Genomic DNA, 25194 nt, shown 5'->3' on the forward strand with positions numbered 1-25194 from the left:
GGGAGGAGGCCGATGACCTTTGACGAGACGGTGCCGCGCACCGGAACGGACACGGCCGGGTGGTCCGCGACCTACCGCAGCCTCGGCGAGCAGCGGCTCTCGTCCGCCGAGGAACGCTTCGAACGGGCCCGCCGGACCACCGGCCTGTGGCTGGCGCCGCTGGTCTCGGCGGTCTTCCTGCTGCTGCCGCTCGACCTGCCGCCCACCCAGCAGACGCTCGCCGGGATCCTGCTCGGCGTGATCGTGCTGTGGGTCACGGAGCCGGTGCCGATCCCGGTCGGCGGGCTGATCGGCGTGGCCGCGATCGTGCTGTCCGGAGTGGCCTCGGCGGAGGACGCGCTCGAACCGTTCGGCTCCACGACGATCTTCACCTTCATCGGGGCGTTCATCCTCGCCCAGGCGATGCTCAAGCACGGGGTCGCCCGGCGGTTCGCCTTCTTCATGCTGTCGCTGCCCGGGGTCGGCCGCTCCACCTTCCGGCTGGTCGCCGCCTTCGGCCTGGTCACGTGCCTGCTGTCGGCGTTCGTGTCCAACACCGCCGCGGTCGCGATGCTGCTGCCCACCGCGCTCGGCATGCTCACGGTCATCGCCAGGATGCTCCGGGACCGCGGCGCCGTCGCCGCGGACTTCGACCCGGCCCGGCTGCGCGTCGGCGCCGCCCTGGTGCTGATGCTCGCCTACGGCGCCGGCGTCGGCGGCCTGCTCACCCCGGTCGGCAGCCCGCCCAACCTGATCGGCCGCGGGCTGATCGAGGAGGCCACCGGCGAGAAGATCTCGTTCGCCCGGTGGACCGCCACGGCACTGCCGCTGTGCGCGGCGATGTTCGTCGTGCTCGTCGCCGTCCTGCTGCTCCTCAACCGGCCCGAGATCCGGCGGATCGAGGGCGTGGCGGAGTACGTGCGGGAGGAACGCGCCGCGCTCGGCAGGCTGTCCCGGGCCGAGATCAACACCCTGGTCGCGTTCGGTGTCACCGTCTCCCTGTGGATCTTCCCGGGCGTCGTCGCGCTCGTCGCCGGCACCGACGCGCCGGTGTACGAGACGGTCGGCGGTCGGCTCGACGAGGGTGTCGTCGCGGTGCTCGGCGCCTCCCTGCTCTTCCTGCTCCCCACCGACTGGAGCCGCCGGGAGGCGACCCTGAACTGGAGCGATGCCGCGCGCATCGACTGGGGCACGGTCTTGTTCTTCGGCACCGGCATCATCTTCGGCGCGCTGCTGGAGGACACCGGCCTGGCCGGGACCATCGGCGGCGGGGCGGCCGCCGCGCTGGGCCTGTCGAGCCTGGTGGCCATCACGGCCTTCGCCGCGGTGCTCGCCATAGTGCTCTCGGAGACCACCAGCAACACCGCCTCGGCCTCGGTGGTGGTGCCCATCGTCATCCCCATCGCGGTCGCCGCCGGCGTCGACCCGTTCGTGCCCGCCCTGGCGGCCACCTTCGCCGCCTCGTTCGGGTTCATGCTGCCGGTCTCCACCGCGCAGAACGCCATCGTCTACGGGTCCGGCGTCGTCCCGATCACCACGATGGTCCGTTCCGGGTTCGGTTTCGACGTCATCGGCGCCCTCCTGATCGTCCTGGGGCTGCCGCTGGCGGTCGCCCGCACCGGAATCGGCGGCTGACGGCGCGCGGCCGTGCCCGGTACGGCCCGCCGGACTTCACCCGCTGGGGTGGGACACACCGGCTTTGAAGCCGGCGGGAACGGCACTTCACGCGCTCGTGGGGGGCCGGTGCCCCGGGGTCAGGAGGCCGCGACGACGCCGGTCGCGACCAGCGTGAGCACGATGACGCCGAGGATCACCCGGTAGACGATGAAGACGGTGTAGGTGTGCTTCGCGATGAACTTGAGCAGCCAGGCCACCGCGACGTAGGCCACGACGAAGCTCACCACCGTGGCGGTGATCGTGGCGGGCCATCCGACGCCGTTGGAGATGGAGTCGTACTCGTCGACGACCTGGAGCGCGCCGGCGGCGGTCAGCGCGGGGACGGAGAGGAAAAACGACAGCTTGGTGACCGTGACCCGGTCCAGGCCGCGGATCAGTCCGGCGGACATCGTCGCGCCCGAGCGGGAGACCCCCGGGATCAGCGCCAGGCACTGGACCACCCCGATGATCAGGGTGTCCTTCCAGGTCACGTCCTTCTCGTCCCGGGACTGGGTGGCGGTCTTGTCGGCGAAGTACATCACCCCGCTCCACAGGATCAGCGCCGACCCGACGAACCAGAGGCTGCGCAGCGTCGTCTCGATCTGGTCCTTGAACACCAGCCCGACGATGCCGATCGGGATCGCGCCGAGGCCCACCGCCCACGCCTGCCGGTAGTCGAGCGCGCTCCGGTGCTCGCGGCTGGCCAGCCCGCGCACCCACGCGGTGATCAGCCGCTGGAAGTCGGCGCGGAAGTAGATCAGGGTCGCCAGGACGGCACCGACCTGGATGATCGCGGTGAACGCCGTGATGTCGGGGTCGTTGGGGGAGTGCCCGAGAATGCTCTCCAGGATGGTGAGGTGGCCGGTGCTGGAGATCGGCAGGAACTCGGTCAGCCCCTCCACGGCTCCGAGGAAGACCGCTTCCAGGATGTTCAAGGTGACCCTCGTATTCGCTCATCGGTGTACGCCACGGCGCGGGCCCGGAAGTCCGCAGCGGCCGGCCGGGCCTCGCTGCTTGAGGGCGAGCCGCCGGGCTCCGGGGCACGGCCGGGCCGAGGAACTTCTTCGGCGCTGGCAGAGACAGTACTGATCATCGCCGGAGGGGCAAAACCCGTCCTTGGCCACTGGGTGAACTTTACTTTGGCGGGGGTGCCCGAGGCGGGAGATCGCGGCGCGACGACGTGATCGGCCGCGGGCGGTACCGGCGGAAACCGTGTTCTTCGAGCCCTGCCGGGACCGGGCTCCGCTCCGCCGCCGAGAACTGTGCAGTGCCCGTGGCGGCTCACCGGCCGGCGGCGGGACGGTCAGCGGATGGTGCGCGGCCGGTCAGGGACGGGCGGGAACGTCGGTGCATGACTGACACGGAAGCACTGCGGCTGGACGGAGTGCGCAAGGTGCATGGCACCGGCGACAATCAGGTGATCGCGCTGGCGGAGGTTTCGCTGAGCCTGGCGGCCGGGACGTTCACCGCGGTCATGGGGCCGTCGGGGTCGGGGAAGTCCACGCTGCTGCAGTGCGCGGCGGGGCTGGAGCGTCCCACCGCGGGGCGCGTTTTCGTGGCCGGCCGGGAACTGGCGGGCAGCGAGACCGAGCTGACGAGATTCCGGCGCGAGCATGTCGGCTTCGTGTTCCAGCAGTTCAACCTGCTGCCCGCGCTGACCGTACTGCAGAACGTGACGCTGCCGGTGCGGCTGGCCGGCAAACGGGTCGACGCCAGGCGCGTGGCGGAGGTCCTCGATCAGGTCGGGCTGGGAGACCGGCTGACGCACCGGCCGCAGGAACTGTCGGGCGGCCAGCAGCAGCGGGTGGCGATCGCGCGGGCACTGGTCACCTCCCCCTCGGTGATCTTCGCCGACGAGCCGACCGGCGCGCTCGACATCCGCAGCGCGCGGGCCGTCCTGAAACTGTTCCAGCAGTCGGTCCGGGTGTACGGGCAGACGCTCGTGCTGGTGACCCACGACCCGATCGCCGCCGCCCACGCGGACTCCGTGCTGTTCCTGGCGGACGGGCGGATCGTGGGCCACCTCGTCGCCCCGACCGCGGAGGCCGTCGCCGAACGGCTGACCCACCTGGGCGAGGACCTCGCCGGGAAGGGGGTCTGAGATGTTCGTGCTGGCCCTGTCCTCGCTGCGACACCGTACCGCCGCCTTCACCGCCGGATTCCTCGCCCTGTTCCTCGGCGCCGCTCTGGTCATGACGTTCGGATCGCTGGTCGACACGGCGCTCGGCCCGGGCGTCGACCCGGTCAGCGAGGAGGTGCTGGCCATCATGGGCGGCGTCGTCGGCGGCTGGAGCCTGCTGCTGGTGGTCTTCGCGGTCGCCTCGACCACCACCCTGGGCGTCCACCAGCGGGCCCGGGAGATCGCGCTGCTCAAGAGCGCGGGCGCGACCCCCGGCCAGCTCACCTGGATGATCCTTGCCGAGGTGCTGGTGCTCGCGCTCGTCGCGGTGGTGCCGGCCGTCCCGCTCGGGATGCTGGCCGGGAGAACGCTCCTCGGCCTGCTCCAGGACAGTGGCCAGGTCGGCGCCGGAATCCACCACGCCTTCGGGCCCGTCGCGCTCGGCCAGGGGATCGGCGTCACGCTGTGCTCCGCGGTCGGCGCGGCGCTCATCACCGCCCGCCGCGCGGTACGGACGAGGGTGACCGAGTCGCTGCTGAACGCCGCCGCGCCGCGGGCCCGGCTCACCCGCCGCCGGGTCGCCTTCGGGCTGCTGTTCTTCGCCGGGGCGGTCAACCAGGCGGTGCTGACCGTCACCGTCGGGCGCGGTACCGGCTTCCAGGCGCAGCAGTACGCCGGTTCGGCCGACATCCTGTTCGCGATCGGCCTGGCCTGCTTCGCGCCCGCGATCGTCCGCCGCCTCCCGCTGCCCGGCTTCGGCGTCGTGGGCGCCGTGACACGGCAGAACCTGCGCTCGCGGAGCGCACCGCTCGCCGCCGCGCTCACCCCGATCGTGCTGTTCATCGGCGTGGGAGTCGGCACCCTCTACATGCAGAGCCTGGACAACCGGGCGTCCGCCGGGCGGCCCGTCGGCGCCGACCAGCACATCATCGAGACGCTCAACTACGTCGTCACCGGCATGATCGCGCTGTTCCTGTGCATCATGCTGATCAACACCCTGGTCGCCTCGACCGCCGAGCGCACCCGCGAGTTCGCCCAGTACCGTCTGGCCGGGGCCACCTCCGGCCAGGTCCTGTCGATGGTCGCTCTGGAGAGCCTGGCGATCACTGTCGCCGGCACGGTCCTCGGCACCGTTGCGTCCCTGGTCACCATCCTTCCCTTCGCCTACGCCCGGACCGGGACGTGGACCCCCGACCTGGACCCCGGCACGTACCTCGCCGCCGTCGGCTTCACCGCCGTCCTGACCTTCGCCACCGCCCTTCTCACCGCCCGCCGTTCCCTGTCCGTCCCCACCACCGCCGCCGTCACCGTATGACCGGGGCCGTACTCCTCCCGTGGAATCCCGGCCGACCGTTTCGCTCTCCCGCGCATGGTCCGGTTGCCGCGACGGTGACTTGAGCTGGATGGACCCGGTTTTGCAAGCGAGTTGCGCGATTGCGTCATATGCTTGCGCAATGGGTCAGCCAACTGGGGATTCCACAAGGACTCGGCGACTGGCCGAAGTCGCCAAGAAGGTCGGGGTCAGCGAGGCGACGGTCAGCCGGGTGCTGAACGGGCGGCCGGGGGTGTCGGACGCCACCCGGGCGGCCGTGCTCACGGCCCTGGACGTGCTCGGATACGAGCGGCCCACGCAGCTGCGGGGAGAGCGGGCCCGGCTGGTCGGGCTGGTGCTGCCGGAGCTGGGCAACCCGATCTTCCCGGCGCTCGCCGAGGTGATCGGCGGGGCGCTGGCCCAGCGCGGGTTCACGCCCGTGCTGTGCACCCGGACGGCGGGCGGGCTGTCGGAGGCCGACTACGTGAACATGCTCGTCGACCAGCACGTGTCGGGGATGGTCTTCGCCGGCGGGCACTACGCTGAGCTGGACTCCCCGCACGAGCACTACTTCCGGCTGATGGAGCTGGGGCTGCCGGTGGTGCTGGTGAACGCGGCCGTGCCGGAGTTGGCGTTCCCCCGGGTGTCCACCGACGACGCGGTCGCCGTCGAGCAGGCGTACACCCACCTGACGTCCCTGGGCCACGAGCGCATCGCCCTGCTGCTGGGCCCCGAGGACCACATCCCGTCCCAGCGCAAGCTGGCCGCCTTCCGGGCGGTCGCGGCCAGGAGCGGGCGGGAGGTCCCCGGTGACGCGGTGGAGCACGGCATGTTCTCGATCGAGGGCGGCCACTCGGTCACCTCGCGGATCATCGCGGCGGGGTTCACCGCGGTGATCTGCGCGAGCGACGTGCTGGCGCTGGGCGCGATCCGGGCGGTGCGCCGGGCGGGGCTGTCGGCCCCGGAGGACCTGTCGGTGGTGGGGTTCGACGACTCGGCGTTCATCAACTGCACGCACCCGCCGCTCACCACGGTGCGCCAGCCGATCGAGGCGATGGGCCGGGCGGCGGTCAGCATGCTGCTCAACCAGATGGAGCGCGGGTCGGTGCCCGCCGAGGAACTGCTGTACGAGCCGGAGCTGGTCGTCCGGGGCTCCACCGCACCCGCCCGCACCGTCGTTACGTGATCGTGACGGCTACTTTTCGTCACCCGGTCCGGTCCTTCCGAAGCCGTCCCCCGATCAGGGGGGCGGCTTCGGTCGTCTGAGCAGGGATTTCTTTCTCAGCGGTCGATCTTTGCTGGTTCTGTCGCAAATTTGTGCTGGAAAGTTCGACTATTGCGCTGTGATGCAGGTCTCTATATGTTCCTCGCAACCGCCCCCAGGAGGAACCTCCGATGAGACTCCGTCACCTGGCCGTGCTGCTGAGCGCGGCGCTCACCCTGACCGGCACCGCCTGCGGCGTCAAGTCCAGCGAGGACGGCTCAGGGTCCACCCCGCTCGAGACCGCCGGACCACTGGACCCCAACACCAAGGTCTCGATCACGGTCGGCTGCCAGCCCCCCAAGACCGCCAAGGCCGAGCGCGCGGCCTGGGACGACGACGTCAAGAAGTTCCAGGCCAAACACCCGAACATCACCATCGTCAGCAAGGACGCGTTCCCCTGCATCGTCCCGGAGACCTTCCAGGCCAAGCTCGCGGGCGGCCAGATGGAGGACGTCTACTACGTCTACTACACCGACGTCCAGAACATCATCCGGAACCGGCAGGCCGCCGACATCACCGCCTACGTGAACGGCGTGCAGAGCGTCAAGGACGTCAACCCCAAGTTCCTCCAGGCGTTCAAGAACGACAAGGGCCGCGTCTACGGCCTGCCGCGCAAGGCGTACACCACCGGCCTCGTCTACAACCGCAAGCTGTTCACCCAGGCCGGGCTGGACCCCGCCAACCCGCCCCGGACCTGGGCCGAGGTCCGTGCGGCGGCCAAGAAGATCGCCGCCCTCGGCGCCGGCCACGTCGGCTACGGCGAGTACAGCGCGGCCAACACCGGCGGCTGGCACTTCACCTCGGAGATCTACGGCCAGGGCGGCGAGGTGGTGACCGCCGACGGCAAGAAGGCCGCCTTCAACAGCCCCCAGGGCCGCGCCGTCCTGCAGAACCTCAAGGACATGCGCTGGACCGACAACTCCATGGGGACCAAACAGCTGCACCGCTGGGAGGACCTCATGCGGATGATGGGCAGCGGCAAGCTCGGCATGATGGTCGGCGCCCCCGACGTGGCCGTCGAGGTCTTCCTCAACTTCGGCGCGAAGATCGAGGACCTCGGCACCACCACGCTGCCGGAGGCCAAGGCGTCCCTGCTCGGCGGTGACGGCTACATGATCAGCCCCAAGGCGAGCCCCGACCAGATCAAGGCCGCGATCCTGTGGCTGGAGTTCCGCAACCTGACCCCCGGCCAGGGGCAGTTCGACTACCAGCGGTTCAAGGACATCGGCCGGCCGGTCGGCGTCCCGGAGAACCTGCTGTGGGGCGCCAACGCCAGCGGTACCAAGGAGCGGGAGCTGCGCCGGCAGTTCGCCACCGTCCCCGTCGAGAACTTCGCCCCCTACGAGAGCGGCTCGGCGAACATCACCCCGAAGGTGGAGCCGCCCAACGCGCAGGCCATCTACGCGATCCTCGACAGCGCGATGTCGGCGGTGCTGACCAGGAAGGACGCCGACATCGACCAGCTTCTCGCCGACGCGGAGAAGAAGGTCAACGCCCTGCTGGCCCGCACCAACTGAAAGCCACCGGGGGGCGCCCCGCGGGGCGCCCCCCGGCCCACCGGCGAGGACGACGATGACCGCACTGCAGAACAGGTCGCGCAAGACGGACGGGCGGCGGCTCGGCCTGGTGGCGCGGCGGAACATCACCGCCTACGGATTCCTGAGCGGAGCGCTGATCTGTTTCGCGTTCTTCTCCTGGTATCCGATGTTCCGCGAGGTCGTCCTGAGCTTCCAGGAGAACAACTTCGTCGACCCGCCCGTCTGGGTGGGGTTCGACAACTTCACCACCGTGTTCAAGGACCCGGCCTTCAGGTCGGCATGGATCAACACCGCGGTGTTCACGCTGCTGGCCCTGCTCTGCGGCTACCTGATCCCGTTCGTGATCGCGCTGGTCCTCAACGAGCTGCGGCACGCCCGCGGCTACCTGCGGTTCGTGGTCTACCTGCCGGTCATGCTGCCCCCGGCCGTGTCGGTGCTGCTGTTCAAGTGGTTCTACGACCCGGGGCCCGGGCTGTTCAACCAGATCCTCGAACTGGCGCACCTGCCCGGGCTGAGCTGGCTGGACTCCCGGGACACCGCGCTGATCTCGCTGGTCATCGTCTCCACCTGGATGAACCTGGGCAGCGGGACGCTGATCTACCTGGCCGCGCTGCAGAGCGTCCCGGGCGAGCTGTACGAGGCCGCCGAGCTGGACGGGGCGGGCGTGCTGCGCCGGATCTGGCACGTCACGATCCCGCAGACCCGGCTGATCCTGCTGGTGATGCTGCTGCTGCAGATCATCGCGACCATGCAGGTGTTCATCGAGCCGTACCTGCTCACCGGGGGCGGCCCCGAGGACGCCACGATCAGCGTCGTCTACCTCATGTACCAGTACGCCTTCAACTTCGGGAACTTCGGCGGGGGCAGCGCTCTCGGGCTGATGCTCATGCTGGTCCTCTTCGTCTTCTCCGCCGCCTACCTGCGCCTGTCGCGCGACAACACCTAGGGGCCGGCCACGATGTCGAATCTCACCGCCACCCGCCCACCCGGCACCGTCCCGGCGAAGGCCGAGCCCGCGTGGCGACCGCGCCGGCGGTTCACCTCCCAGCACCGGACGGTGCTGTCGCCGCACCAGCTCAACTCGCGGTGGGGCCGCCGGATCTACTGGCTGGTCCTGGTGTCGGTCGTGCTGCTGTTCACCGCGATTTTCGTGTTCCCGCTGTACTGGATGATCACCGGGGCCATGAAGACCGGCGAGGAGTTCGCCCGGATCCCGCCCACCTACGTGCCGTCGAGGTTCTCCCTCGACAGCTACCGGGAGGCGTGGACCCTGATGAACCTGGACCGGTTCCTGCTGAACACGCTGCAGTACGCGGCCGGCGCCTGGGCTTTCGCGCTCGCCTTCGACGTCGGGGCGGCCTACGCGCTGTCCAAGCTGCGCCCGTTCTTCGGCAACGTGATCCTGCTGGGCATGCTGGCCACGCTGATGATCCCGCCCACGGTGATCCTGCTGCCGGCCTACCTGACGGTGAAGGACCTGCCGATCCTCAACCTGGACCTGCTGAACACCCCGTGGGCGATCTGGCTGCCCGCGGTCGCCAACGGGTTCAACATCTTCCTGCTCAAACGGTTCTTCGACTCGATCCCGACCGAACTGCTGGAGGCCGCGCAGATCGACGGGGCCTCGCCGCTGCGGGTCCTGCTCTCGGTCGTCCTGCCGGTGTCCCGGCCGATCCTCGGCGTGGTCTCGATCTTCACGGTGGTCAACGTGTGGCGCGACTTCGCCTGGCCGCTGCTGGTCCTCCAGGACCCGGAGAAGATGACGATCAGCGTCGGCATCGCGTCGCTGCGGGCCAACATGCCGCAGACGACCATGACCGCGGCCCTGGTGATCGCGAGCATCCCCACGATCGTCGTCTTCTTCATCTTCCAGCGGCACATCATGGCCGGCCTGACCGCGGGCGGCCTCAAAGGCTGACCCGTCCCTTCGAGCGAACCCGGACACCCTTCCAACAGCCCTAAGGAGTACGTCAGCATGCCCGAAACATGGTGGCGGGGAGCCGTGATCTACCAGGTCTACCTGCGCAGCTTCGCCGACGGCGACGGCGACGGCGTGGGGGACCTGGCGGGCCTGCGCTCCCGCCTGCCCTACCTGGCCGAACTGGGGATCGACGCGATCTGGCTGAACCCCTGGTACCCGTCGCCGCTGGCCGACGGCGGCTACGACGTGGCCGACTACCGCGACATCCACCCGTCCTTCGGCACCCTGGCGGAGGCCGGGACGTTCATCTCCGAGGCGCACGCCCTCGGCATCCGGATCATCATCGACGTGGTGCCCAACCACACCTCCGACGCCAGTGACTGGTTCCGGCAGGCACTGGCCGCCGGGCCGGGCTCGCCCGAACGGGCCAGGTTCTGGTTCCGGCGCGGCACCGGCGACGCCCCGCCCAACGACTGGCAGTCCATCTTCGGCGGCCCCGCCTGGACGCGGGTGCCGGACGGGGAGTGGTACCTGCACCTGTTCGCCCCCCAGCAGCCCGACTTCAACTGGACCCACCCCGACGTGCGCGCCGACTTCCTGGACGTGCTGAAGTTCTGGTTCGACCGGGGCGTGGACGGCATCCGCATCGACTCGGCCGCCGTCCTGATCAAGGACCCGGACGCCGAGCCCGACGGCCTGGACCCCTACACCGACCGGGACGCCGTCCACGAGATCTACCGGGACTGGCGGCGGCTGGCGGACACCTACCCCGGCCGGATGCTGGTCGGCGAGGTGTGGCTGCCCGACCAGGAGAGGCTGGCCCGCTACCTGCGCCCCGACGAACTGCACACCGTCTTCAACTTCCCCTTCCTCGGCGCCCCCTGGGACGCCACCGCGCTGCGCACCGTCATCGACGACACCTTCGCCACGCTCGCACCGGTCGGCGCCCCCGCCACCTGGGTGCTCTCCAACCACGACGTGACCCGCACCGTCACCCGCTACGGCCGCGCGGACACCTCGTTCGACCACGCCGACCGCAAACACGGAACGCCCACCGACCTCGCGCTCGGCCTGCGCCGCGCCCGCGCCGCCGCCCTGCTGTCCCTGGCGCTGCCCGGCAGCGTCTACGTCTACCAGGGCGAGGAACTGGCCCTGCCCGAGGCCGAGGACCTGCCGGACGAGCTGCTCCAGGACCCGATCTGGCACCGTTCCGGGCACACCGACCGGGGCCGGGACGGCTGCCGGGTGCCGCTGCCCTGGTCCGGCGTCGAACCCCCGTTCGGGTTCGGCGGCGCCGAGCCCTGGCTGCCGCAGCCCGCCGGCTGGAAGGACCTGACGGTCGAGGCCCAGCAGGCCGACCCGTCCTCGATGCTGTCCCTCTACCGGGCGGCCCTGCGGATCCGCGCCGCCGAACTCGGCGACGGCACCCTGCGCTGGCTCCCGCTGGGCGAGGACGTGCTCGCCTTCACCCGCGACTCCGGGCTGACCTGCGTGGTCAACCTCGGCACCGAACCCGTCCCGGTCACCGGCGAGATCCGGCTGGCCAGCGGCCCGCTGCCCGACGGCCTGCTCCCACCCGACACGGCGGTCTGGCTGCGCTGAGCGGCCGCCCGTCGTCGGGGTCCGACGAGCGGTGGTCCGGACCGTGCGCCCGCCGGAGCGGGGCCGCATACTCGGCGGGTGACGATCGACGATCTCCCCGATCCGCGTGCGCTGCTCGCGGAGACCGACTGGAGTGCCCTGGACGCGATGTGGGCCGGTCCGTACCACCCGCTCGACCCCGCGACGGCCACGCCGGACGCGCTGGCGGCTCTCGTGTCGGGCGACCGGGACGCCGTCACCGCCGCCCTGAACCACCTCTCGGACGACCTGCGCCACCAGGGCTCCCTCTACGACGCGACGGGTCCCGCGGCCCGCTACGTCGCCGCGCTTCTCGCCGACCCCGGCAGCCGGCGGGCCCTGGCCCCGGCCTGGGAGGCCGGGCGCCGGCCGCTGCGCGCCAAGCTGCTGGACTGGCTGGCGGGGGTGGCCCACGCGGTCAGCGACGCCGGCGAGGAGCAGGCCCGGGAGTTCGGCCACCCGGACCCGGCGAGCACCCCGCGGTTCCGGGAGATCCGTGCCCTGCGCCCCGCCCTCTTCCAGGGGGTCTCGGCCTGCCTGGACGACGAGCATCCCACCGTCCACCATGCCGCCCTCGCCGCCTCGATCCCCCTTCTGGACGACCCCGCACTCCGCCACCACCGGACCGCGCTGGCCCCGCAGGTGCGCCGCGAGCTGGCGACGTGCGCCGACCAGGACCACCGCTTCGCCGCGATCTGCGGCCTGCGCGCCTGGGGGGCGGACACCACGACCCTGGACGCCCACGCGGAGCTGGCGGAGCACGAGCGGCGGCAGGAGGAGTGGGAGCGAGGGCGCCGGGGGCAGGGCATCTCCCATGACGGCCGGTTCGACGAGCCGCCCTTCTGAAGCCGCCGGGACGGCCGCTCTCCGGGAGCGGTTACGATCGGGGGCCACGGTCGCCTGTGCGGAAGGGAATCATGTCTGATCAGTACGAGGCGGTGTTCGCCCGGTACGACCTCGACGGGGACGGGCAGCTCACCGTGGACGAGGTGACCGCGGCGATCGCGGGGATGTTCCCGGCGGCCGAGGTGGCCGACCTGTCGGGGATCGTCAAGGCGCTGTTCGCCGAGTACGACACCGATCACGACGGGCTGCTGTCGGTGACCGAGTTCGTGCCGCTGGCGGAGAACCTTCCCGAACTCGGCTCCGAGGACTAGAACGCCCGGCCCGCGCATCACCTCCGCACCGGAATCCGTCCGCCCGGCCAGGCCACCTGTCGACCCGCGTCCTGGAACGGCCCCGCCAGCGGCCGTGATACGGAGGAGGTCGATCCGTTTGACCGCCCGGATGAAGTGAACCTTCCTGGGAGAAGGCACTGGTCACCCCGGGGAGGGCGCCGTGGCCGAGTACGAGGCTCGCCGGACGGCCGTTCTGCTGGTCGACCCCTACAACGACTTCATCTCCGAGGGCGGCAAGCTCTGGCCGCGGCTGCACGGCGTCGCGACCGAGGTGGGGCTCCTGGACAACCTGCGGAAGGTCGTCGCCGCGGGCCGCGCGGCGGGTGCGCGGGTGGTGTTCGTCCCGCACCGCCAGTGGGAGGAGGGCGACTACGAGGGCTGGGATCACCCCAACCCCACCCAGCGGCAGATGCAGCAGCGCCACACGTTCGCCCGGGGTACCTGGGGAGGCGAGTTTCACCCCGATCTCCGGCCCCGGGCGGGTGATGTGGTCGCCAAGCAGCACTGGGGCCAGAGCGGCTTCGCCAACACCGACCTGGACCTCCAGCTCAACCAGCACGGCATCAGCCACGTGATCGTGATCGGCGTGCTGGCCAACACCTGCATCGAGTCCACCGGCCGCTTCGCCATGGAACTCGGCCATCACGTGACCCTCGTCCGCGACGCCACGGCCGCCTACAGCGCCGAACTGATGCACGCGGCCCACGAGCTGAACGGCCCCACGTACGCCCACTCCATCACCACCACGGCGGACCTGGTCCGCGCGCTCGACGCGACGCGCTGACGGGCCCACCGGCCGGTTTCGCAGTAGTGCTTGACGCCTGTATCGGCTAACCGATATCCATAAGCTAACGGTTAGGTATGGTGCATGCAAGACGCGGTGCTGGCGATACTCGCGAAAGAACCGGCGCACGGTTACCACCTGCGTGCGCGGCTGCGGTGGGCTCTCGGCCCGCTGGGGGAGTCGATGAACGCGGGTCAGGTCTACGTGACGCTGGCCCGGCTGGAGAGAGCGGGACTGGTCGTCTGCGAACGGGCGGATGGGTTGCCGAACCGGCCGGGTCGCAAGGTGTACGCGCTGACTCCGGCCGGACAGCAGCGGGTGGCCGCCTGGCTGGCCGAGGTGAACTGGCCCAAACCGGACTTGGCGGAGTTCCATCTCAAACTCGCTGTGGCGGCCGCGGGCGGACTCGCCGACCCGGTGGAGCTGGTGGCCGCGCAGCGCCGCGAGCTACTGCGCCGCCTGCGTGATGTCCAGCGCGCGGTGCTGGCCGAGCCGGACGACTCGACCCCCGGCTTGCTGCTGCAAGGGGTCGCGTTGCGGCTGCAGGCGGATCTGCGCTGGTTGGAAGCCTGCGAGCGGGTCTGGTCGAGGGCCGAGAACGAATCTGAGGATGCATGAACGAATCCGGCGATGTGCTGCAGGTCCGCGACCTGTTCAAGAAGCATGGCCGCGGGCAGGGCCTGGTCCGCGCGGTCGATGGAGTCGACCTGGACGTACCGGCGGGACAGATGCTGGCGGTGATGGGGCCCAGTGGCTGCGGGAAGTCCACCCTGCTGCACCTGCTGGGTGGCCTGGAGCGACCCACCGGCGGGGAGGTGTGGCTGGCCGGCCGGCGCATCGACACGTTGAGCGAGCGGGCTCTGGCCCGGCTGCGGCGCGGCTCGACGGGATTCGTCTTCCAGGCATTCCATCTGGTGGAGGAACTGTCCGCGGCGGAGAACGTGGAACTGCCCGCGCTGCTGGCCGGCTGCTCACCGCGCGCGGCGCGGCGGCGCGCGGCCGTGCTGCTGGAGCGGGTCGGGCTCGCCGGCCGAGCCCGGCACCTGCCCTCGGAACTGTCGGGAGGGCAGCGTCAGCGGGTCGCCATCGCCCGCGCCATGGCCAACGAGCCGCTGGTCCTGCTGGCCGACGAGCCGACCGGGAACCTCGACACCGCGGCGACGCTCGATGTGCTGAGGCTGTTCGAGGACCTGCGGTGCGCGGGGCAGACCCTCGTCATCGTCACGCATGATGAACGGGTCGCCGCGAACGCGGACCGGCTGATCTCGATGCGCGACGGCACGTTCGTGGACGACACCTGGCTGGCCGACCACGCCGGGCCGCTCGAGGGCCTGATCGAGCTGGGGGGCTGACCGCCGTGGGCCGCATCCTGCTCGTCTTCCGCCTTGTCTCGGCCGACCTGCGCCGGTATCCCGCCCAGGCCGCGATGCTCCTTCTCGCGATAACCGCAGCCACCGCGACGTTGGCCCTCGGCCTGTCCATGCCCGGGGCGACCGACGCGCTCTACCAGAAGACCAGGGAAGCCACAGCCGGGCCGGACGTGGTCGCGCTCTCCCCCGGCACCGACCAGACCACGATCGCGGCCCTGAAGTCGTTGGAACACGCACCCGGGGTGGTCGCGCACAGCGGACCGTACCGCCAGTTCCATACGAAGCTCACGGCGCGCGGTTCCACGGCCGCCGCGGTGGTGCAAGTCGCCGATACGACACCGGGTCCGGTAGATCGCCCGCTGGTGACCTCGGGTGGTTGGGTTCGCCCCGGAGGCGCCGTGGTCGAACGCGGCTTCGCCACGGTTCTGGACGTCGGCGTCGGCGACCACGTCACCGTTGCCGGCCGCTCGTTTCCCATCGTCGGGATCGCCGTGACCGCGGCCCACCACGTCTACCCGTGGGCGCCGATGATCGGCCCGAACGGCGGGCCGAGTGACGGCGGCGGCCTGGTCTGGCTGGACGAACGGGATACCCGGGCGCTGGCATCCGCGGATCTCCCGGTGACCTCCTTCATTTACCTGAAACTGAGTGATCCCGACCTGGCCGAGACGATAAATCGGCACAATCCCGCCATAGCCCCGGAGTTCACGGACACCTGGGTGAACTTCCAATCCTGGCAGTTCATAGCCAGGCAGGATTCCGTCATGCTCCGGGACAGCCAGCCGATCCTGGTCATCGGCAGTTGGCTGCTCAGCTTCCTGGCCATCGCCGGCGTGACCACGTTGGCGGCAGGGCGTGCCGCCAGGCAAACCCGCCGGGTCGGACTGCTCAAGGCCGTCGGCGCCACACCCGGCCTCATCGCCGTCGTCCTGCTCGCCGAATACCTGACCCTGGCGCTCCTCGCCGACGCACTGGGCCTGGCGGTCGCACGTCTGGTCGAGCCCGCCATCACCAATCCCAGCGGCAGCCTGATCACCGCCCCCACCGGTCCTACCGGTGGCACCATCGCCGTCACGACTGTTGTCGCCCTGGCGGTGGCGGCGCTCACCACCCTCGGCCCGACCCTGCGGGCGCTGCGCGCCGGCACCGTCTCCGCGCTGGCCGACACCGCACACCGGCCCCGACGCCGGGCCTGGCTGACCAGATCGTCCGCGCTGCTGCCGACCCCCCTCCTGCTCGGACTGCGTCTGATCGCCCGTCGACCTGGCCGCGCCGTCCTGCACGGGTGCAACATCACGACCACGCTGATCGCGATCACAGCTCTGTTGATGGTCTACGCCCAGCCCGTGACGGGCTACCCGGGCTCTCCCATGGCGAAGGATCAGCAAACCGCCCAAGGACGCCACCTGCTGCTGGCCGTCACCGCCGTGGTGATCGTGCTCGCCATCGTGAACACCATCACGATCACCTGGACCACGGCACTGGAAGCCCGGCCGACCATGGCCATCGCGCGCACACTCGGCGCCACCCCTGGACAGATCACAGCCGGACTGTCCGCCGCCCAACTGGTGCCCACCCTCCCCGGCGCCATCACCGGCATCCCCCTGGGCCTCGTCCTGTGCTGGCTCTTCACCTCCGGCCCCGGAAAGATGATCATGCCCTCCGTGTGGTGGCTGCTCGGCGCCGCACTCACGACCGTGCTGGCGACAGCGGTACTCACCGCCATCCCCGCCCGCATCACGGTCCGTCGATCCGTGGCGCGAACACTCAGCGCCGAGTCGGCGTGAGCGGCTCGGCTCGCGGGCTTGTTCTCAGTTCGGATCAAGGGAGCGGTCGCGTCCGCGGCCACCGGTGATCCCGCCGTCCGCCTGGTCAGGTGCCGGCGGCCCCGGTGAAGGAGTGCTCGCTCCACGCCAGGGCCTCGCCCCGGTACTTGGCGACGCGGACGTCCCCGGAGCGGGCGTGCCCCTCGAACAACTCGACCCGGGAGGCCCGGCCGCACACCTCGCCGAGCAGGGCGCTGGAGTCGCGGTCCGTCACCTCCTGGTAGGTGACGGTCTTGAGGTACTTGCCGACCCACAGGCCGCCGGTGAAGCGGGCGCTGCCGCGGGTGGGCAGGACGTGGTTGGTGCCGATGACCTTGTCTCCGTACGACACGCAGGTGCCCTCGCCGAGGAACAGCGCGCCGTAGTCGCGCATCTTCTCCAGGGCCCGCCGCGGCTCGCGGGTGAGGACCTGCACGTGCTCGGAGGCGAAGGTGTCGGCCACGGCGAACGCCTCGTCCAGGTCGTCCACCACGAGGACCTGCCCGTGGTCGCGCCAGGCGGGCGCGGCGAAGTCCCGGGTCGGCATGTCGCCGAGGATCCGTTCCACGTGGGCCATCGCCGCGCGCGCCACCCGCTCGCTGGTGCTGACCAGCACCGCGGGTGAGTCGGGGCCGTGCTCGGCCTGGCTGAGCAGGTCCACCGCCACGACGAACGGGTCGGCGTGCTCGTCGGCGATCACCAGGATCTCGGTCGGCCCGGCGAACAGGTCGATGCCGACCTCGCCGAACAGTTGCCGCTTGGCCTCGGCGACGTAGGCGTTGCCCGGCCCGGCGATCAGGTCCACGCGCTCGACGGACTCGGTGCCGATCGCCAGGGCCGCCATCGCCTGGACCCCGCCCAGGATGTGGATCTCGTCGGCGCCGGCCAGGTGCATGGCGGCGACGGTGGCGGCGGGCACCTGCCCGCGGATCGGCGGGGTGCAGGCCACGACCCGGGACACGCCGGCGACCTTCGCGGTCACGATCGTCATGTGCGCGGACGCGGTGAGCGGGTACCGGCCGCCCGGCACGTACGCGCCGACCGCGCGGACCGGCACGTTGCGCTGGCCCAGGCGCACGCCGGGCAGCGTCTCGACCTCGAAGTCGCTGATCGAGGCGCGTTGCCGCTCCGCGAACCGCCGCACCTGCGCCTGGACCCACTCGATGTCCTCGATGACCTGCCGGGGCACCCCGGCGACGATCTCGGCGATCTGCTCGGGGGAGAGCCGGAAGGCGGGCGGGGACCAGTCGTCGAACTTCGCGGAGTACTCGCGGACCGCGGCGTCCCCGCGGGCCCGGATCTCGCCGAGGATGTCGCGCACCGTCGCGGCGACGCGGTCGTCGTCCGCGGCGACCCGGTCGCGGGAGACGGCTTCCTTGAGATAGGTGATCATTTCATCCTCGCGTGCAGGTGGCGGGCTCGTCCGCGGGCGCCTGGAGCATCCCCCTGGAAGGCTAGGCAACCCGAAAGGACAGGACTAGCCTGAGTTGTCCCGCACTTCCCATAGGGTCACCCTATGACCCTGAACCAGCTCCGCGCGTTCCTCCTCGCGGTGCGCACCGGATCGTTCACCGCGGCGGCGGCCGAGCTGAAGATGGCCCAGGCGTCGGTGTCGGAACTCGTCCGCCGGATGGAGGACGAGTCCGGGATGCTGCTGTTCGTCCGCGGCGGCCGCCGGCTCGTGCTGACCCCCGCCGGGGCCGAACTGCTGCCCTACGCCGAGCGGGCGGTCTCGTCGGTGGACGAGGGCCGCCAGGTGCTGAAGTCGATCGGTTCCCTGGACGGCGGTGCCGTGACCTTCGGCCTGCTGCGCAACGCCTCCTACTACCTGATGCCGGACCTGGCGCAGCAGTTCCACGAGGCGCATCCGAACGTGCGGTTGAAGCTGGTCGGCCAGAGCTCCGGAGAGGTCGCCGCGGCCGTGTCTGCGGGCGAACTGGAGGCCGGCCTCGTCGTGCTCCCCGTGGATGACACCGGGCTGAAGGTCACGCCACTGATCCGCGACGAGGTGCTCTACGCCAGTGCCGACCCCGGCAGGCTGGCCGTGCCCATGGACCTCCGCCGGATGGTGGCGGCCGACCTGGTCATGTACGACGCCCGCTACGGCTGGGCCGCCCCGACCCGCCGCCAGCTGGCCGAACGCGCCCAGCTGGAGGGCCTGAAGATCGAACCGATCATCGAGGTGGAACACGTCGAGTCGGCGCTGAAACTCGTTGCGCGCGGCGTCGGCGACACCGTCATCCCGCGTGCGGTCGCGGACAGCCCGTCCTGCCCGCCCGAGGTGCGCACCGTCCCGTTCGCCGAACCCCTGTACGACACGATCGCGTTCGTCCAGCGCGCCTCCTCGGCGCTGTCCCCGGGCGCCCGCGAGCTGGCCCGGCGGGCACGCAGCACCCTGCTGGCCAGGATCACCGACCCGGCGCAGCGCGTCCACCCGGTGCCCGGCTGACCGGGTCCGGCGCCGGTGCGGTCGACGGCAAGGCGCTCCCCGGCCTGCTCGTGGAGACCGCCCGCGGGCTGGGCATCCCCTCACCCGAGCAGCCGAGCCTGACCGACCGGGACCAGACCGTCGGCGACCACCAGGTCGCTTTCCACGCCCTGACCCGCACCGAGAACCCCTGGGCGACGCCGTTACGGGGAGAGGTCTAGCGGGGTGTTCGGTGAGATCTGGTCGACGGCGGTGCGGGCCGATGCCGTCGGCGCGGCCGCCCGGGTGAGAGCGTCCAGCACGGCGGTGACGGCGGGCGGGTCGGGCGGGTCGCCGTAGGTGGCGGCGTGGATCTGCCGGCGGAAGCCGGTGAGTTCGGTGGCGTGGACGTCCGGCCGGCGGTGGGCTTGCAGTGCGAGGCCAGGCAGGGTGGTGACACCGATGCCGGCGGCGACGAGGGCTTGCACGACGACCATGTCGTCGCTGTGCGAGGTGATGCGTGGGGTGAAGCCCTCGTGCCGGCACATGGCGGTCAGCTCGTTCTGGCACCGTTCGCAGCCGCCGATCCAGGCGGAGTGGCGGTGGTTCGCGAGGTTGTCGTCGGGGCGCCGGCTGATGAGGTAGATCGGGTCGTCGCCGATGTGGACGAGGCGGAATCCCTCGTCCTCGAGCGGGGCGTCGGCGTGGCGGAAGACGAGTGCGACGTCGATCTCGCCGTGGCGCAGCATCTGTAGCGCTTCGACGGGGTGGCGGTCGAAGAGGCTCAGCTGAAGTCCCGGGTGGGCCTGGGTCAGCGAGGCGGCCGCCTTCGGCACGATCGTGCTCAGCGTGGACGCGTTGGAGGCCAGCCGGACCCGCCCCGCCTGCAGGCCGACCTGCGCCGCGAGCTCGTTGGCCGCCGCGTCGACCCGTCCGATGATCTCGGCGGCCCGGTTGGCCAGCAGTTGCCCTTCCGGCGTCAACCGGATTCCGCGACCGATCCGCTGGACGAGTTTGACGCCGGCGGCCGCTTCCAGGCGGGACAGGTGGTGGCTCACCGACGGCTGGGAGTAGTGCAGCTCTCGTGCCGCTTCGGTCACCGAGCCGTGCCGGGCCACCGCGGCCAGGACCTTGAGCTGGACCAGGTTGAGCATTCATCAAGAATATCAATGATAGTTCCGGATAGTTGGCATTAGACGTTATGTCATGTCTGCTCCATGCTGATTCTTGATAGGAAGCGCACCGCGAAGGCGACAGCAGGGTCGCCCCGAGGAGGACACGGCGATGACCGCACGCACGGGCAAGGTGACCTGCGACCTCTCGATCTCGGTCGACGGGTACTCGGCCGGGCTCGACCAGACCGAGGAGCGCCCGTTCGGCGCCGACGGCGGCGACGGCTGGGGCGACAAGCTGCACGCCTGGTACGTCGAAAACCCCGAGGAGCACCGGGCCGAACTGGACCGGATGACGGCGGCCAAGGCGTTCATCATGGGCCGCAACATGTTCGGCCCAGTGCGCGGCGAGTGGGACCGGCAGTGGACCGGCTGGTGGGGCGACAACCCGCCGTACCACGCCCCGGTCTTCGTGCTCACCCACCACCCGCGCGACCCGCAGCCGATGGACGGCGGCACCACGTTCCACTTCGTCACCGACGGAATCGAATCCGCACTGATCCGCGCACGCGAAGCGGCCGGAGGCGGCGACATCTCCGTCCATGGCGGAGCGACCACCGTCAACCAGTACCTCGCCGCCGGCCTGATCGACGAGCTGCGGCTACACATCGTGCCGATCACGCTCGGCGCCGGCACGCGGCTGTTCGACGGCGTCCCGGCACTGAACCTCGAGCAGGTGGAGTCGCGAGCGGCCGGCTCGGTCACGCACCTGACCTACCGCGTGCTGCCCTGACCCCGAGCAGGACAGCACGGGCAGAGCCGGCGGCTCAGCACTCGGTTCACCGCACGTTTAGGGGGATCATAATGAAACCCGATGGCGCCTTGCAGACCTTCATCGACGACGTGGAGTCCGTGCTCAGCACTACCGACGACGAGCACGAGATCACCCAGCGGGTCGCGGAGCGGCTGTCCGCCCTACTGGCCGGCGGCTACCGGCTCCCACCCGAGGTCACCCAGCCGTCGGACGAGCACCATGTCAACTACCCCCTCCACATCGCCCCCGACAACGGCTGGTCATTGGCCGCCGTTGTTTGGAACGCAGGTCAACGCACACCCGTGCACGGACACGAGACATGGGGCGTCGCCGGCATCTACTCAGGATCCGAACACGAGTTCCGCTACGCCAAACCCACGGCCGCCGAGCCGGGCAGGCCCCTCACCCCGGCCGGCGAGCACGTGTGGGAACGCGGACAGGTCACCGTGTGCTGCACGACCGACGACGACGTCCACGCCGTCGCGGCCGTCGGCGACACACCCACCGTCGGCATCCACGTCTACGGAGCCGACATCGGCACCATCGAACGGCGGTCGTACGACCCGGCGACCGGAGCGGTCCGATGGTTCGTCTCCGGCTGGAACACCCCGGCAGCCGACAGCGGCCATCCCCAGCCATCGAGCGACCGGTAATTATTCACGCCGGGCCAGATGGGCTCCGCCCTAGCACGAACAGCCTCTTCCCCACAGCGACCTACCGGTCACCTCAGGTCGGCTGTCCGCGGCTACAGGTTGCGTCCGTGGAGGTGGTGTATGAGTTTGACCTGGCTGGAAACCACTCTGTGGGCCGAGTTTCCCATTCCGAGCGGTACAGCCATCCACAGCGATCGTCACGGCTTTGTGATGTGATTAAGCCCTCTGGGCCGCCGACTTCCTCGACTCTTGGTGTATGGCAGGAACAGAATCCGCTGAGTCTGATCTGACGACCGCTCTAAACCATGCATGGGCCTGGTATGAGATGAGCATGAATCATCGATTCCAGATGGCAAATTTCTATCTTCTGATCGTCGCAGGCAACTTTGCGGCCTATATTGCCGCTATCCAGGCCAAGCTGCACTTGGTGGCGGGATTTGTTGCCTTGATGGCTGCACTTTCTGTAGTGATCTACATAATTTTGGCTCGACGTGCACGGGAGCGACTGGCGACGGCGTCTGTCCCGCTTAAGGAAATCCAGAGCCGCCTGGCTACTAGCCTAGGTATTGACGGGCTCCGAATGATCGAAAAAGTCAGTTCCGCTCCTCGCTGGCGAAGGACATCCTGGATCGGCAGTGGAATGTGTGGTGTGGTCGCTACTGTCTTCCTGACCGCAGCTGCTTATGCGTTCGCGCATAGCTGATCAAGATCACCCCTAGCGGTTGGCTGATACGGTCCGGCGGGACTGGACAGGGCAGGCGCCGTACACTCAATCCTCACCACGCAGCGCCGTTTCAGCCCCGGCAGCGCTGGCGTTAACAGCGGTCAGGGTGGTGCGGCGGGTTCGCAAGGCCAGTCGCGGGTGGTCTGGGTACGGAATCTTGTGCGGCTTGCAGGTCGCTGCGGCTCAGTACCGGGCATCCGATGATTTCGGGCAGCACGGCCCGTTGCCTGTCGGTCAGCTCGTTGAAGAAGACAATGACCCTGGCATGGGTCCTCATGCGGGCCTCGGCCATCTCGCGTACCTTGCCCGTGCTCATCAGCGTCCGTGAGGAGTAGGGCCGGTCCATGTTCGCCTTCCCACCGGGCGCCCCGCCTTTCTTGCCACCCGAAATCCCTCGGCGCTGAACGAATCGCCCGGCGACCCTACCTCCCCGTGCGGAGACCTCGGCGGCAAGCGCATCCATGAGATCAACGTGATCCTTGCACTTGGCAGAGAACAGACCCGCGATCAACACATCGGCTCCGGCCACCAGGTCCCCAGCGTCTTTTATCGCAGGAGGCACCAAGACCACACGGCGCTGGCTGCCGACCCTCCGCGAATGATGCCTATGACCCATGCGCCCCACGGTAAGCAAGCCCTCGACCACTGACGAGTGAATTTTCAGCAGGACGGCTACCGCCCTGCACTCCCAGCTTGGGAAATCACCACCTATGGTTACCCTGACCTGCGGTCCTTTGACTTACGGCCACGCGTGGCTCTCCCCGTCGACGACCGTACGTGACCGCTGCGGCCCGCTCTGATGGGCACGTAACGGGCACGCCGCTCACGTTCGGACAGACCCGGAGTGCTCACTGAATCGAGTCCATGCCCTGGTCGCTGGACCTGCTTGAGCGTGACCATGTCCCGCACTTGCTGGACCGGAGCTCCGTGGTTTGCGGCGTCAGGTGTGACCGTCCGCCGACTGGCCTCATCACGGTTGCCGTCAACGAAAAGACCCCGGGCAATGATCGCTCGGGGTCTTCTAGCTGTTCAGGGGCGGTGGGCAGGGGTGGGGTCGAACCGCCGACCTCCTCCAGTGCCTTGATTACTTCCGTCCCGGAGACCACGGGTAGTGGTGGCATCAGGCGACGTCCTGGACGATCGTCAGGACCGGCGGGACTCCGAACTCCTCGATGATCAGGCTCACAGCCTCATACAGGTCGGCCACGGCCTCTTCGGGGGTGTCCCCGACGCCGTGCGCCCCTCCGCTGGGGAAGGAGGCGTGCGCACCCCAGGTGCCGTCCTCTTCCTGCTTCAGCTCGTAGGGGATCTGGACCATCTGCTTCATGCCGCCGAATCTACGCTTCCGCCTCCCGGCACACCGGGCCTTGGCCGGGACGTAGATTGGCATACGGGCAGGTGAGGCGGTGTGCGGTGATGTTGCTGTATTTCCCTGCTGCACAGCAGCCGTCTTGATCTGCGACAGAACCCTGCGTTTGAGGGCGCGAGCGTCCGTACTACGGAGAAAAGCTCAGCTATGTCGGTGGTCGACGGTAGGTTTCCTTCATGTTGAAGAGGCTGTCGAATGTGGCGTGGGCCGGGTTGGAGCACGCGTATGGGTCCGCGGCTGACGTTCCCGACCTCATCCGTGCGCTGCGGGCAGCCGACCCGCAGGCGCGTGAGCACGCGCGGCGGCAGCTGTACGGCAACATTTTCCACCAGGGCACGCGATACGAGGCGAGCGCGTACGCCGCGCCGTTCCTGCTTGAGCTGCTGGCCGACCCGGCCACACCGGAACGGACCGCGATCCTGGAACTGTTGACATCGCTAGCGATCGGGTACGACGAGAGCTGGTTGCCCGACACGTTCCCCGTCACCTCCCATCGGCGGCGAGCCGTAGGTGGCGAGCAGGTACTGCAGGCGGCACCGGCCCCAACCGGTGACGAGGACGACGACAGCGGCTATCGGTACTGGGAGTCGCTGGACGAGCGGCAGCAGGAACAGATGTTCGCGCACATCGAGATCGCTGTATACGACGCGGTTCGTACCGGTGTACCGCTGTATCGCGACTTGCTGGCCGACGAAGATCCGCGGATGCGGGTAGCCGCCGCATATGCGCTGGCCTGGTTCGGCGAGGACGCCAGCGCCAGTGGCGGCCCGCTGACGTCTGCCGTCGGCGACCCTCAAGCGCCAGTGGCCGCCACGGCGTTGGTCGCACTCGGACTGATCGATACCGACGACCCAGTCGCCGCGCAGACCGTCCGTGCCGCGCTGACCGATAGCAGGGACCTCGTCCGCTGGGGTGCGGCCGTCGCGCTCGCCCGGATGCACGGCCCAGCCGCCGACGCGGCCGTGGCCACCGAGTTGCTGGCCTGGGCCGGCGGAGACATTCCAAGCCGCGCCGAAATCCCCTACCTTGAGGGCAACGTGGCCGGTTATGCCGGACTGGCGCTGCGTCAACTCGGCGATGCCCACGCCGAGTCCGCCTTTGACGCCCTCCTCGCCCGGATCCCAGCGGTCAGCGGCCCAGAAGCCCTACCGGTTGTGGGCGAAGCCCTGCGTCGAGCGTTCCCAGCCGGACCAGTCACGACGGAAACCCGCTTCACCACCCTGGACCGGCGGCAGCAACGTCTCCTGCTGGCTTTGGCCGCCTCCCCGGCGACCTGGGGGTGGAGGCAGTACAAGACATTCGGCAACTTCAGCATGATGCTCAGCTCCTATGGCCTGCCGCGCAACGTCGAAGCCATGAGTTCTTTCGTGGACGGTGGCTGAGTGCGCCTGCAATATCCGGATTGCGGCAGAAACGTGCATCTCCCTGATGCCAAGCGGTCCCGCAGGGGGAAGCTCACCCCCACGGAACCGGACAACCTGCGCCGAAGCTGGGACAGTATGTGCTCAGCGGCCGGCCTGGAAGGCATGCGACTGCACACACCTGCGCCTTGCTGTTGCCAGCCCTCGG

Annotated in this window: 25 protein-coding genes; 20 read left to right on the plus strand and 5 right to left on the minus strand. The window is 69.8% G+C overall.

The window, feature by feature from the left end; translation table 11 throughout:
- Window positions 1-12: 12 nt before the first annotated feature.
- Window positions 13-1614: an SLC13 family permease gene (locus DPM19_RS18775; RefSeq protein WP_111869243.1), complete on the plus strand. Its 1602-nt coding sequence runs from the start codon at window positions 13-15 to the stop codon at window positions 1612-1614.
- Window positions 1615-1733: 119 nt separating this feature from the next.
- On the opposite strand, the gene DPM19_RS18780 is transcribed toward DPM19_RS18775, so the two are convergent.
- Window positions 1734-2570 (minus strand): undecaprenyl-diphosphate phosphatase, encoded by an 837-nt coding sequence (locus tag DPM19_RS18780; RefSeq protein WP_111869244.1) that lies wholly within the window; start codon window positions 2568-2570, stop codon window positions 1734-1736.
- A 416-nt stretch (window positions 2571-2986) separates the two neighbouring features.
- On the opposite strand from DPM19_RS18780, the gene DPM19_RS18785 reads away from it, so the two are divergent.
- From DPM19_RS18785 to DPM19_RS18845, 13 genes are all read left to right on the plus strand, one after another.
- The gene (locus tag DPM19_RS18785) at window positions 2987-3736 is read left to right on the plus strand and encodes an ABC transporter ATP-binding protein (RefSeq protein WP_111869245.1); all 750 of its coding nucleotides are present in this window, start codon (window positions 2987-2989) and stop codon (window positions 3734-3736) included.
- 1 nt (window position 3737) lies between these two features.
- Window positions 3738-5069, plus strand: coding sequence for an ABC transporter permease (locus DPM19_RS18790; protein ID WP_111869246.1), 1332 nt, complete (start codon window positions 3738-3740; stop codon window positions 5067-5069).
- Window positions 5070-5208: 139 nt separating this feature from the next.
- A complete protein-coding gene (locus DPM19_RS18795) occupies window positions 5209-6252 on the plus strand; it encodes a LacI family DNA-binding transcriptional regulator (RefSeq protein ID WP_111869247.1) in 1044 nt (347 codons plus the stop codon).
- 209 nt (window positions 6253-6461) lie between these two features.
- Window positions 6462-7847: an ABC transporter substrate-binding protein gene (locus DPM19_RS18800; RefSeq protein WP_111869248.1), complete on the plus strand. Its 1386-nt coding sequence runs from the start codon at window positions 6462-6464 to the stop codon at window positions 7845-7847.
- A 55-nt stretch (window positions 7848-7902) separates the two neighbouring features.
- Window positions 7903-8814 (plus strand): carbohydrate ABC transporter permease, encoded by a 912-nt coding sequence (locus tag DPM19_RS18805; RefSeq protein ID WP_111869249.1) that lies wholly within the window; start codon window positions 7903-7905, stop codon window positions 8812-8814.
- A gap of 12 nt (window positions 8815-8826) precedes the next feature.
- Window positions 8827-9786 (plus strand): carbohydrate ABC transporter permease, encoded by a 960-nt coding sequence (locus DPM19_RS18810; protein WP_111869250.1) that lies wholly within the window; start codon window positions 8827-8829, stop codon window positions 9784-9786.
- Window positions 9787-9843: 57 nt separating this feature from the next.
- Window positions 9844-11391, plus strand: a complete 1548-nt coding sequence (locus DPM19_RS18815) for a glycoside hydrolase family 13 protein (protein ID WP_111869251.1) — start codon at window positions 9844-9846, stop codon at window positions 11389-11391.
- Window positions 11392-11469: 78 nt separating this feature from the next.
- On the plus strand, window positions 11470-12255 hold the full coding sequence (locus DPM19_RS18820) for a hypothetical protein (RefSeq protein ID WP_111869252.1): 786 nt from the start codon (window positions 11470-11472) through the stop codon (window positions 12253-12255).
- Window positions 12256-12326: 71 nt separating this feature from the next.
- Window positions 12327-12566 carry an EF-hand domain-containing protein gene (locus tag DPM19_RS18825; RefSeq protein WP_111869253.1) on the plus strand — a complete coding sequence of 80 codons (240 nt, stop codon included), beginning with the start codon at window positions 12327-12329 and terminating at the stop codon, window positions 12564-12566.
- Window positions 12567-12747: 181 nt separating this feature from the next.
- Entirely contained in the window at window positions 12748-13371 is a 624-nt protein-coding gene (locus DPM19_RS18830; protein ID WP_111869254.1) for an isochorismatase family cysteine hydrolase, read from the plus strand.
- A gap of 84 nt (window positions 13372-13455) precedes the next feature.
- Window positions 13456-13989 carry a PadR family transcriptional regulator gene (locus DPM19_RS18835; protein WP_111869255.1) on the plus strand — a complete coding sequence of 178 codons (534 nt, stop codon included), beginning with the start codon at window positions 13456-13458 and terminating at the stop codon, window positions 13987-13989.
- Complete coding sequence (locus DPM19_RS18840) at window positions 13986-14723, plus strand: ABC transporter ATP-binding protein (RefSeq protein WP_111869256.1); 738 nt, start codon at window positions 13986-13988, stop codon at window positions 14721-14723. The genes DPM19_RS18835 and DPM19_RS18840 overlap by 4 nt, the downstream gene beginning before the upstream one ends.
- A gap of 5 nt (window positions 14724-14728) precedes the next feature.
- Window positions 14729-16528 (plus strand): ABC transporter permease, encoded by a 1800-nt coding sequence (locus DPM19_RS18845; RefSeq protein ID WP_111869257.1) that lies wholly within the window; start codon window positions 14729-14731, stop codon window positions 16526-16528.
- A gap of 85 nt (window positions 16529-16613) precedes the next feature.
- Here the strand turns inward: DPM19_RS18845 and hisD are convergent, their stop codons facing one another.
- The gene (hisD, locus tag DPM19_RS18850) at window positions 16614-17939 is read right to left on the minus strand and encodes a histidinol dehydrogenase (RefSeq protein WP_111869258.1); all 1326 of its coding nucleotides are present in this window, start codon (window positions 17937-17939) and stop codon (window positions 16614-16616) included.
- Window positions 17940-18062: 123 nt separating this feature from the next.
- Between hisD and DPM19_RS18855 the strand changes: the two genes are divergently transcribed.
- Both DPM19_RS18855 and DPM19_RS35325 read left to right on the plus strand, forming a co-directional pair.
- Window positions 18063-18995, plus strand: coding sequence for a LysR family transcriptional regulator (locus DPM19_RS18855; protein ID WP_111869259.1), 933 nt, complete (start codon window positions 18063-18065; stop codon window positions 18993-18995).
- Window positions 18996-19045: 50 nt separating this feature from the next.
- Window positions 19046-19195 (plus strand): hypothetical protein, encoded by a 150-nt coding sequence (locus tag DPM19_RS35325; RefSeq protein WP_158566819.1) that lies wholly within the window; start codon window positions 19046-19048, stop codon window positions 19193-19195.
- On the opposite strand, the gene DPM19_RS18860 is transcribed toward DPM19_RS35325, so the two are convergent.
- On the minus strand, window positions 19178-20107 hold the full coding sequence (locus DPM19_RS18860) for a LysR family transcriptional regulator (RefSeq protein ID WP_111869260.1): 930 nt from the start codon (window positions 20105-20107) through the stop codon (window positions 19178-19180). The genes DPM19_RS35325 and DPM19_RS18860 overlap by 18 nt on opposite strands.
- Window positions 20108-20237: 130 nt before the next feature.
- Here DPM19_RS18860 and DPM19_RS18865 point away from each other — a divergent pair, with 130 nt between their 5' ends.
- The 3 genes from DPM19_RS18865 (at window position 20238) to DPM19_RS34870 (ending at window position 22235) form a co-directional block, all read left to right on the plus strand.
- Entirely contained in the window at window positions 20238-20858 is a 621-nt protein-coding gene (locus DPM19_RS18865; RefSeq protein WP_111869261.1) for a dihydrofolate reductase family protein, read from the plus strand.
- 71 nt (window positions 20859-20929) lie between these two features.
- Entirely contained in the window at window positions 20930-21532 is a 603-nt protein-coding gene (locus DPM19_RS18870) for a cysteine dioxygenase family protein (protein WP_111869262.1), read from the plus strand.
- Window positions 21533-21788: 256 nt separating this feature from the next.
- Window positions 21789-22235, plus strand: a complete 447-nt coding sequence (locus tag DPM19_RS34870) for a hypothetical protein (protein ID WP_146778911.1) — start codon at window positions 21789-21791, stop codon at window positions 22233-22235.
- 112 nt (window positions 22236-22347) lie between these two features.
- On the opposite strand, the gene DPM19_RS18875 is transcribed toward DPM19_RS34870, so the two are convergent.
- Window positions 22348-22785: an HflX-like GTP-binding protein gene (locus DPM19_RS18875; RefSeq protein WP_233510434.1), complete on the minus strand. Its 438-nt coding sequence runs from the start codon at window positions 22783-22785 to the stop codon at window positions 22348-22350.
- 591 nt (window positions 22786-23376) lie between these two features.
- On the minus strand, window positions 23377-23583 hold the full coding sequence (locus DPM19_RS18880) for a type II toxin-antitoxin system HicB family antitoxin (RefSeq protein WP_111869263.1): 207 nt from the start codon (window positions 23581-23583) through the stop codon (window positions 23377-23379).
- Between the two features lie 218 nt (window positions 23584-23801).
- Between DPM19_RS18880 and DPM19_RS18885 the strand changes: the two genes are divergently transcribed.
- Window positions 23802-25007 carry a HEAT repeat domain-containing protein gene (locus DPM19_RS18885; RefSeq protein ID WP_111869264.1) on the plus strand — a complete coding sequence of 402 codons (1206 nt, stop codon included), beginning with the start codon at window positions 23802-23804 and terminating at the stop codon, window positions 25005-25007.
- The last annotated feature ends 187 nt before the right edge of the window (window positions 25008-25194 follow it).

The sequence above is a fragment of the Actinomadura craniellae genome (assembly GCF_003289645.1).
In the GTDB taxonomy this organism is placed as follows: Bacteria; Actinomycetota; Actinomycetes; order Streptosporangiales; family Streptosporangiaceae; genus Actinomadura_D; species Actinomadura_D craniellae.

Bases quoted from the DNA above. Each gene is read 5' to 3' on its own strand.
- DPM19_RS18775 (WP_111869243.1), top strand. From the start codon at position 13: ATGACCTTTGACGAGACGGTGCCGCGCACCGGAACGGACACGGCCGGG.
- DPM19_RS18785 (WP_111869245.1), top strand. From the start codon at position 2,987: ATGACTGACACGGAAGCACTGCGGCTGGACGGAGTGCGCAAGGTGCAT.
- DPM19_RS18790 (WP_111869246.1), top strand. From the start codon at position 3,738: ATGTTCGTGCTGGCCCTGTCCTCGCTGCGACACCGTACCGCCGCCTTC.
- DPM19_RS18795 (WP_111869247.1), top strand. From the start codon at position 5,209: ATGGGTCAGCCAACTGGGGATTCCACAAGGACTCGGCGACTGGCCGAA.
- DPM19_RS18800 (WP_111869248.1), top strand. From the start codon at position 6,462: ATGAGACTCCGTCACCTGGCCGTGCTGCTGAGCGCGGCGCTCACCCTG.
- DPM19_RS18805 (WP_111869249.1), top strand. From the start codon at position 7,903: ATGACCGCACTGCAGAACAGGTCGCGCAAGACGGACGGGCGGCGGCTC.
- DPM19_RS18810 (WP_111869250.1), top strand. From the start codon at position 8,827: ATGTCGAATCTCACCGCCACCCGCCCACCCGGCACCGTCCCGGCGAAG.
- DPM19_RS18815 (WP_111869251.1), top strand. From the start codon at position 9,844: ATGCCCGAAACATGGTGGCGGGGAGCCGTGATCTACCAGGTCTACCTG.
- DPM19_RS18825 (WP_111869253.1), top strand. From the start codon at position 12,327: ATGTCTGATCAGTACGAGGCGGTGTTCGCCCGGTACGACCTCGACGGG.
- DPM19_RS18835 (WP_111869255.1), top strand. From the start codon at position 13,456: ATGCAAGACGCGGTGCTGGCGATACTCGCGAAAGAACCGGCGCACGGT.
- DPM19_RS18840 (WP_111869256.1), top strand. From the start codon at position 13,986: ATGAACGAATCCGGCGATGTGCTGCAGGTCCGCGACCTGTTCAAGAAG.
- hisD (WP_111869258.1), bottom strand. From the start codon at position 17,939: ATGATCACCTATCTCAAGGAAGCCGTCTCCCGCGACCGGGTCGCCGCG.
- DPM19_RS18855 (WP_111869259.1), top strand. From the start codon at position 18,063: ATGACCCTGAACCAGCTCCGCGCGTTCCTCCTCGCGGTGCGCACCGGA.
- DPM19_RS18860 (WP_111869260.1), bottom strand. From the start codon at position 20,107: ATGCTCAACCTGGTCCAGCTCAAGGTCCTGGCCGCGGTGGCCCGGCAC.
- DPM19_RS18865 (WP_111869261.1), top strand. From the start codon at position 20,238: ATGACCGCACGCACGGGCAAGGTGACCTGCGACCTCTCGATCTCGGTC.
- DPM19_RS18870 (WP_111869262.1), top strand. From the start codon at position 20,930: ATGAAACCCGATGGCGCCTTGCAGACCTTCATCGACGACGTGGAGTCC.
- DPM19_RS34870 (WP_146778911.1), top strand. From the start codon at position 21,789: ATGGCAGGAACAGAATCCGCTGAGTCTGATCTGACGACCGCTCTAAAC.
- DPM19_RS18880 (WP_111869263.1), bottom strand. From the start codon at position 23,583: ATGAAGCAGATGGTCCAGATCCCCTACGAGCTGAAGCAGGAAGAGGAC.
- DPM19_RS18885 (WP_111869264.1), top strand. From the start codon at position 23,802: ATGTTGAAGAGGCTGTCGAATGTGGCGTGGGCCGGGTTGGAGCACGCG.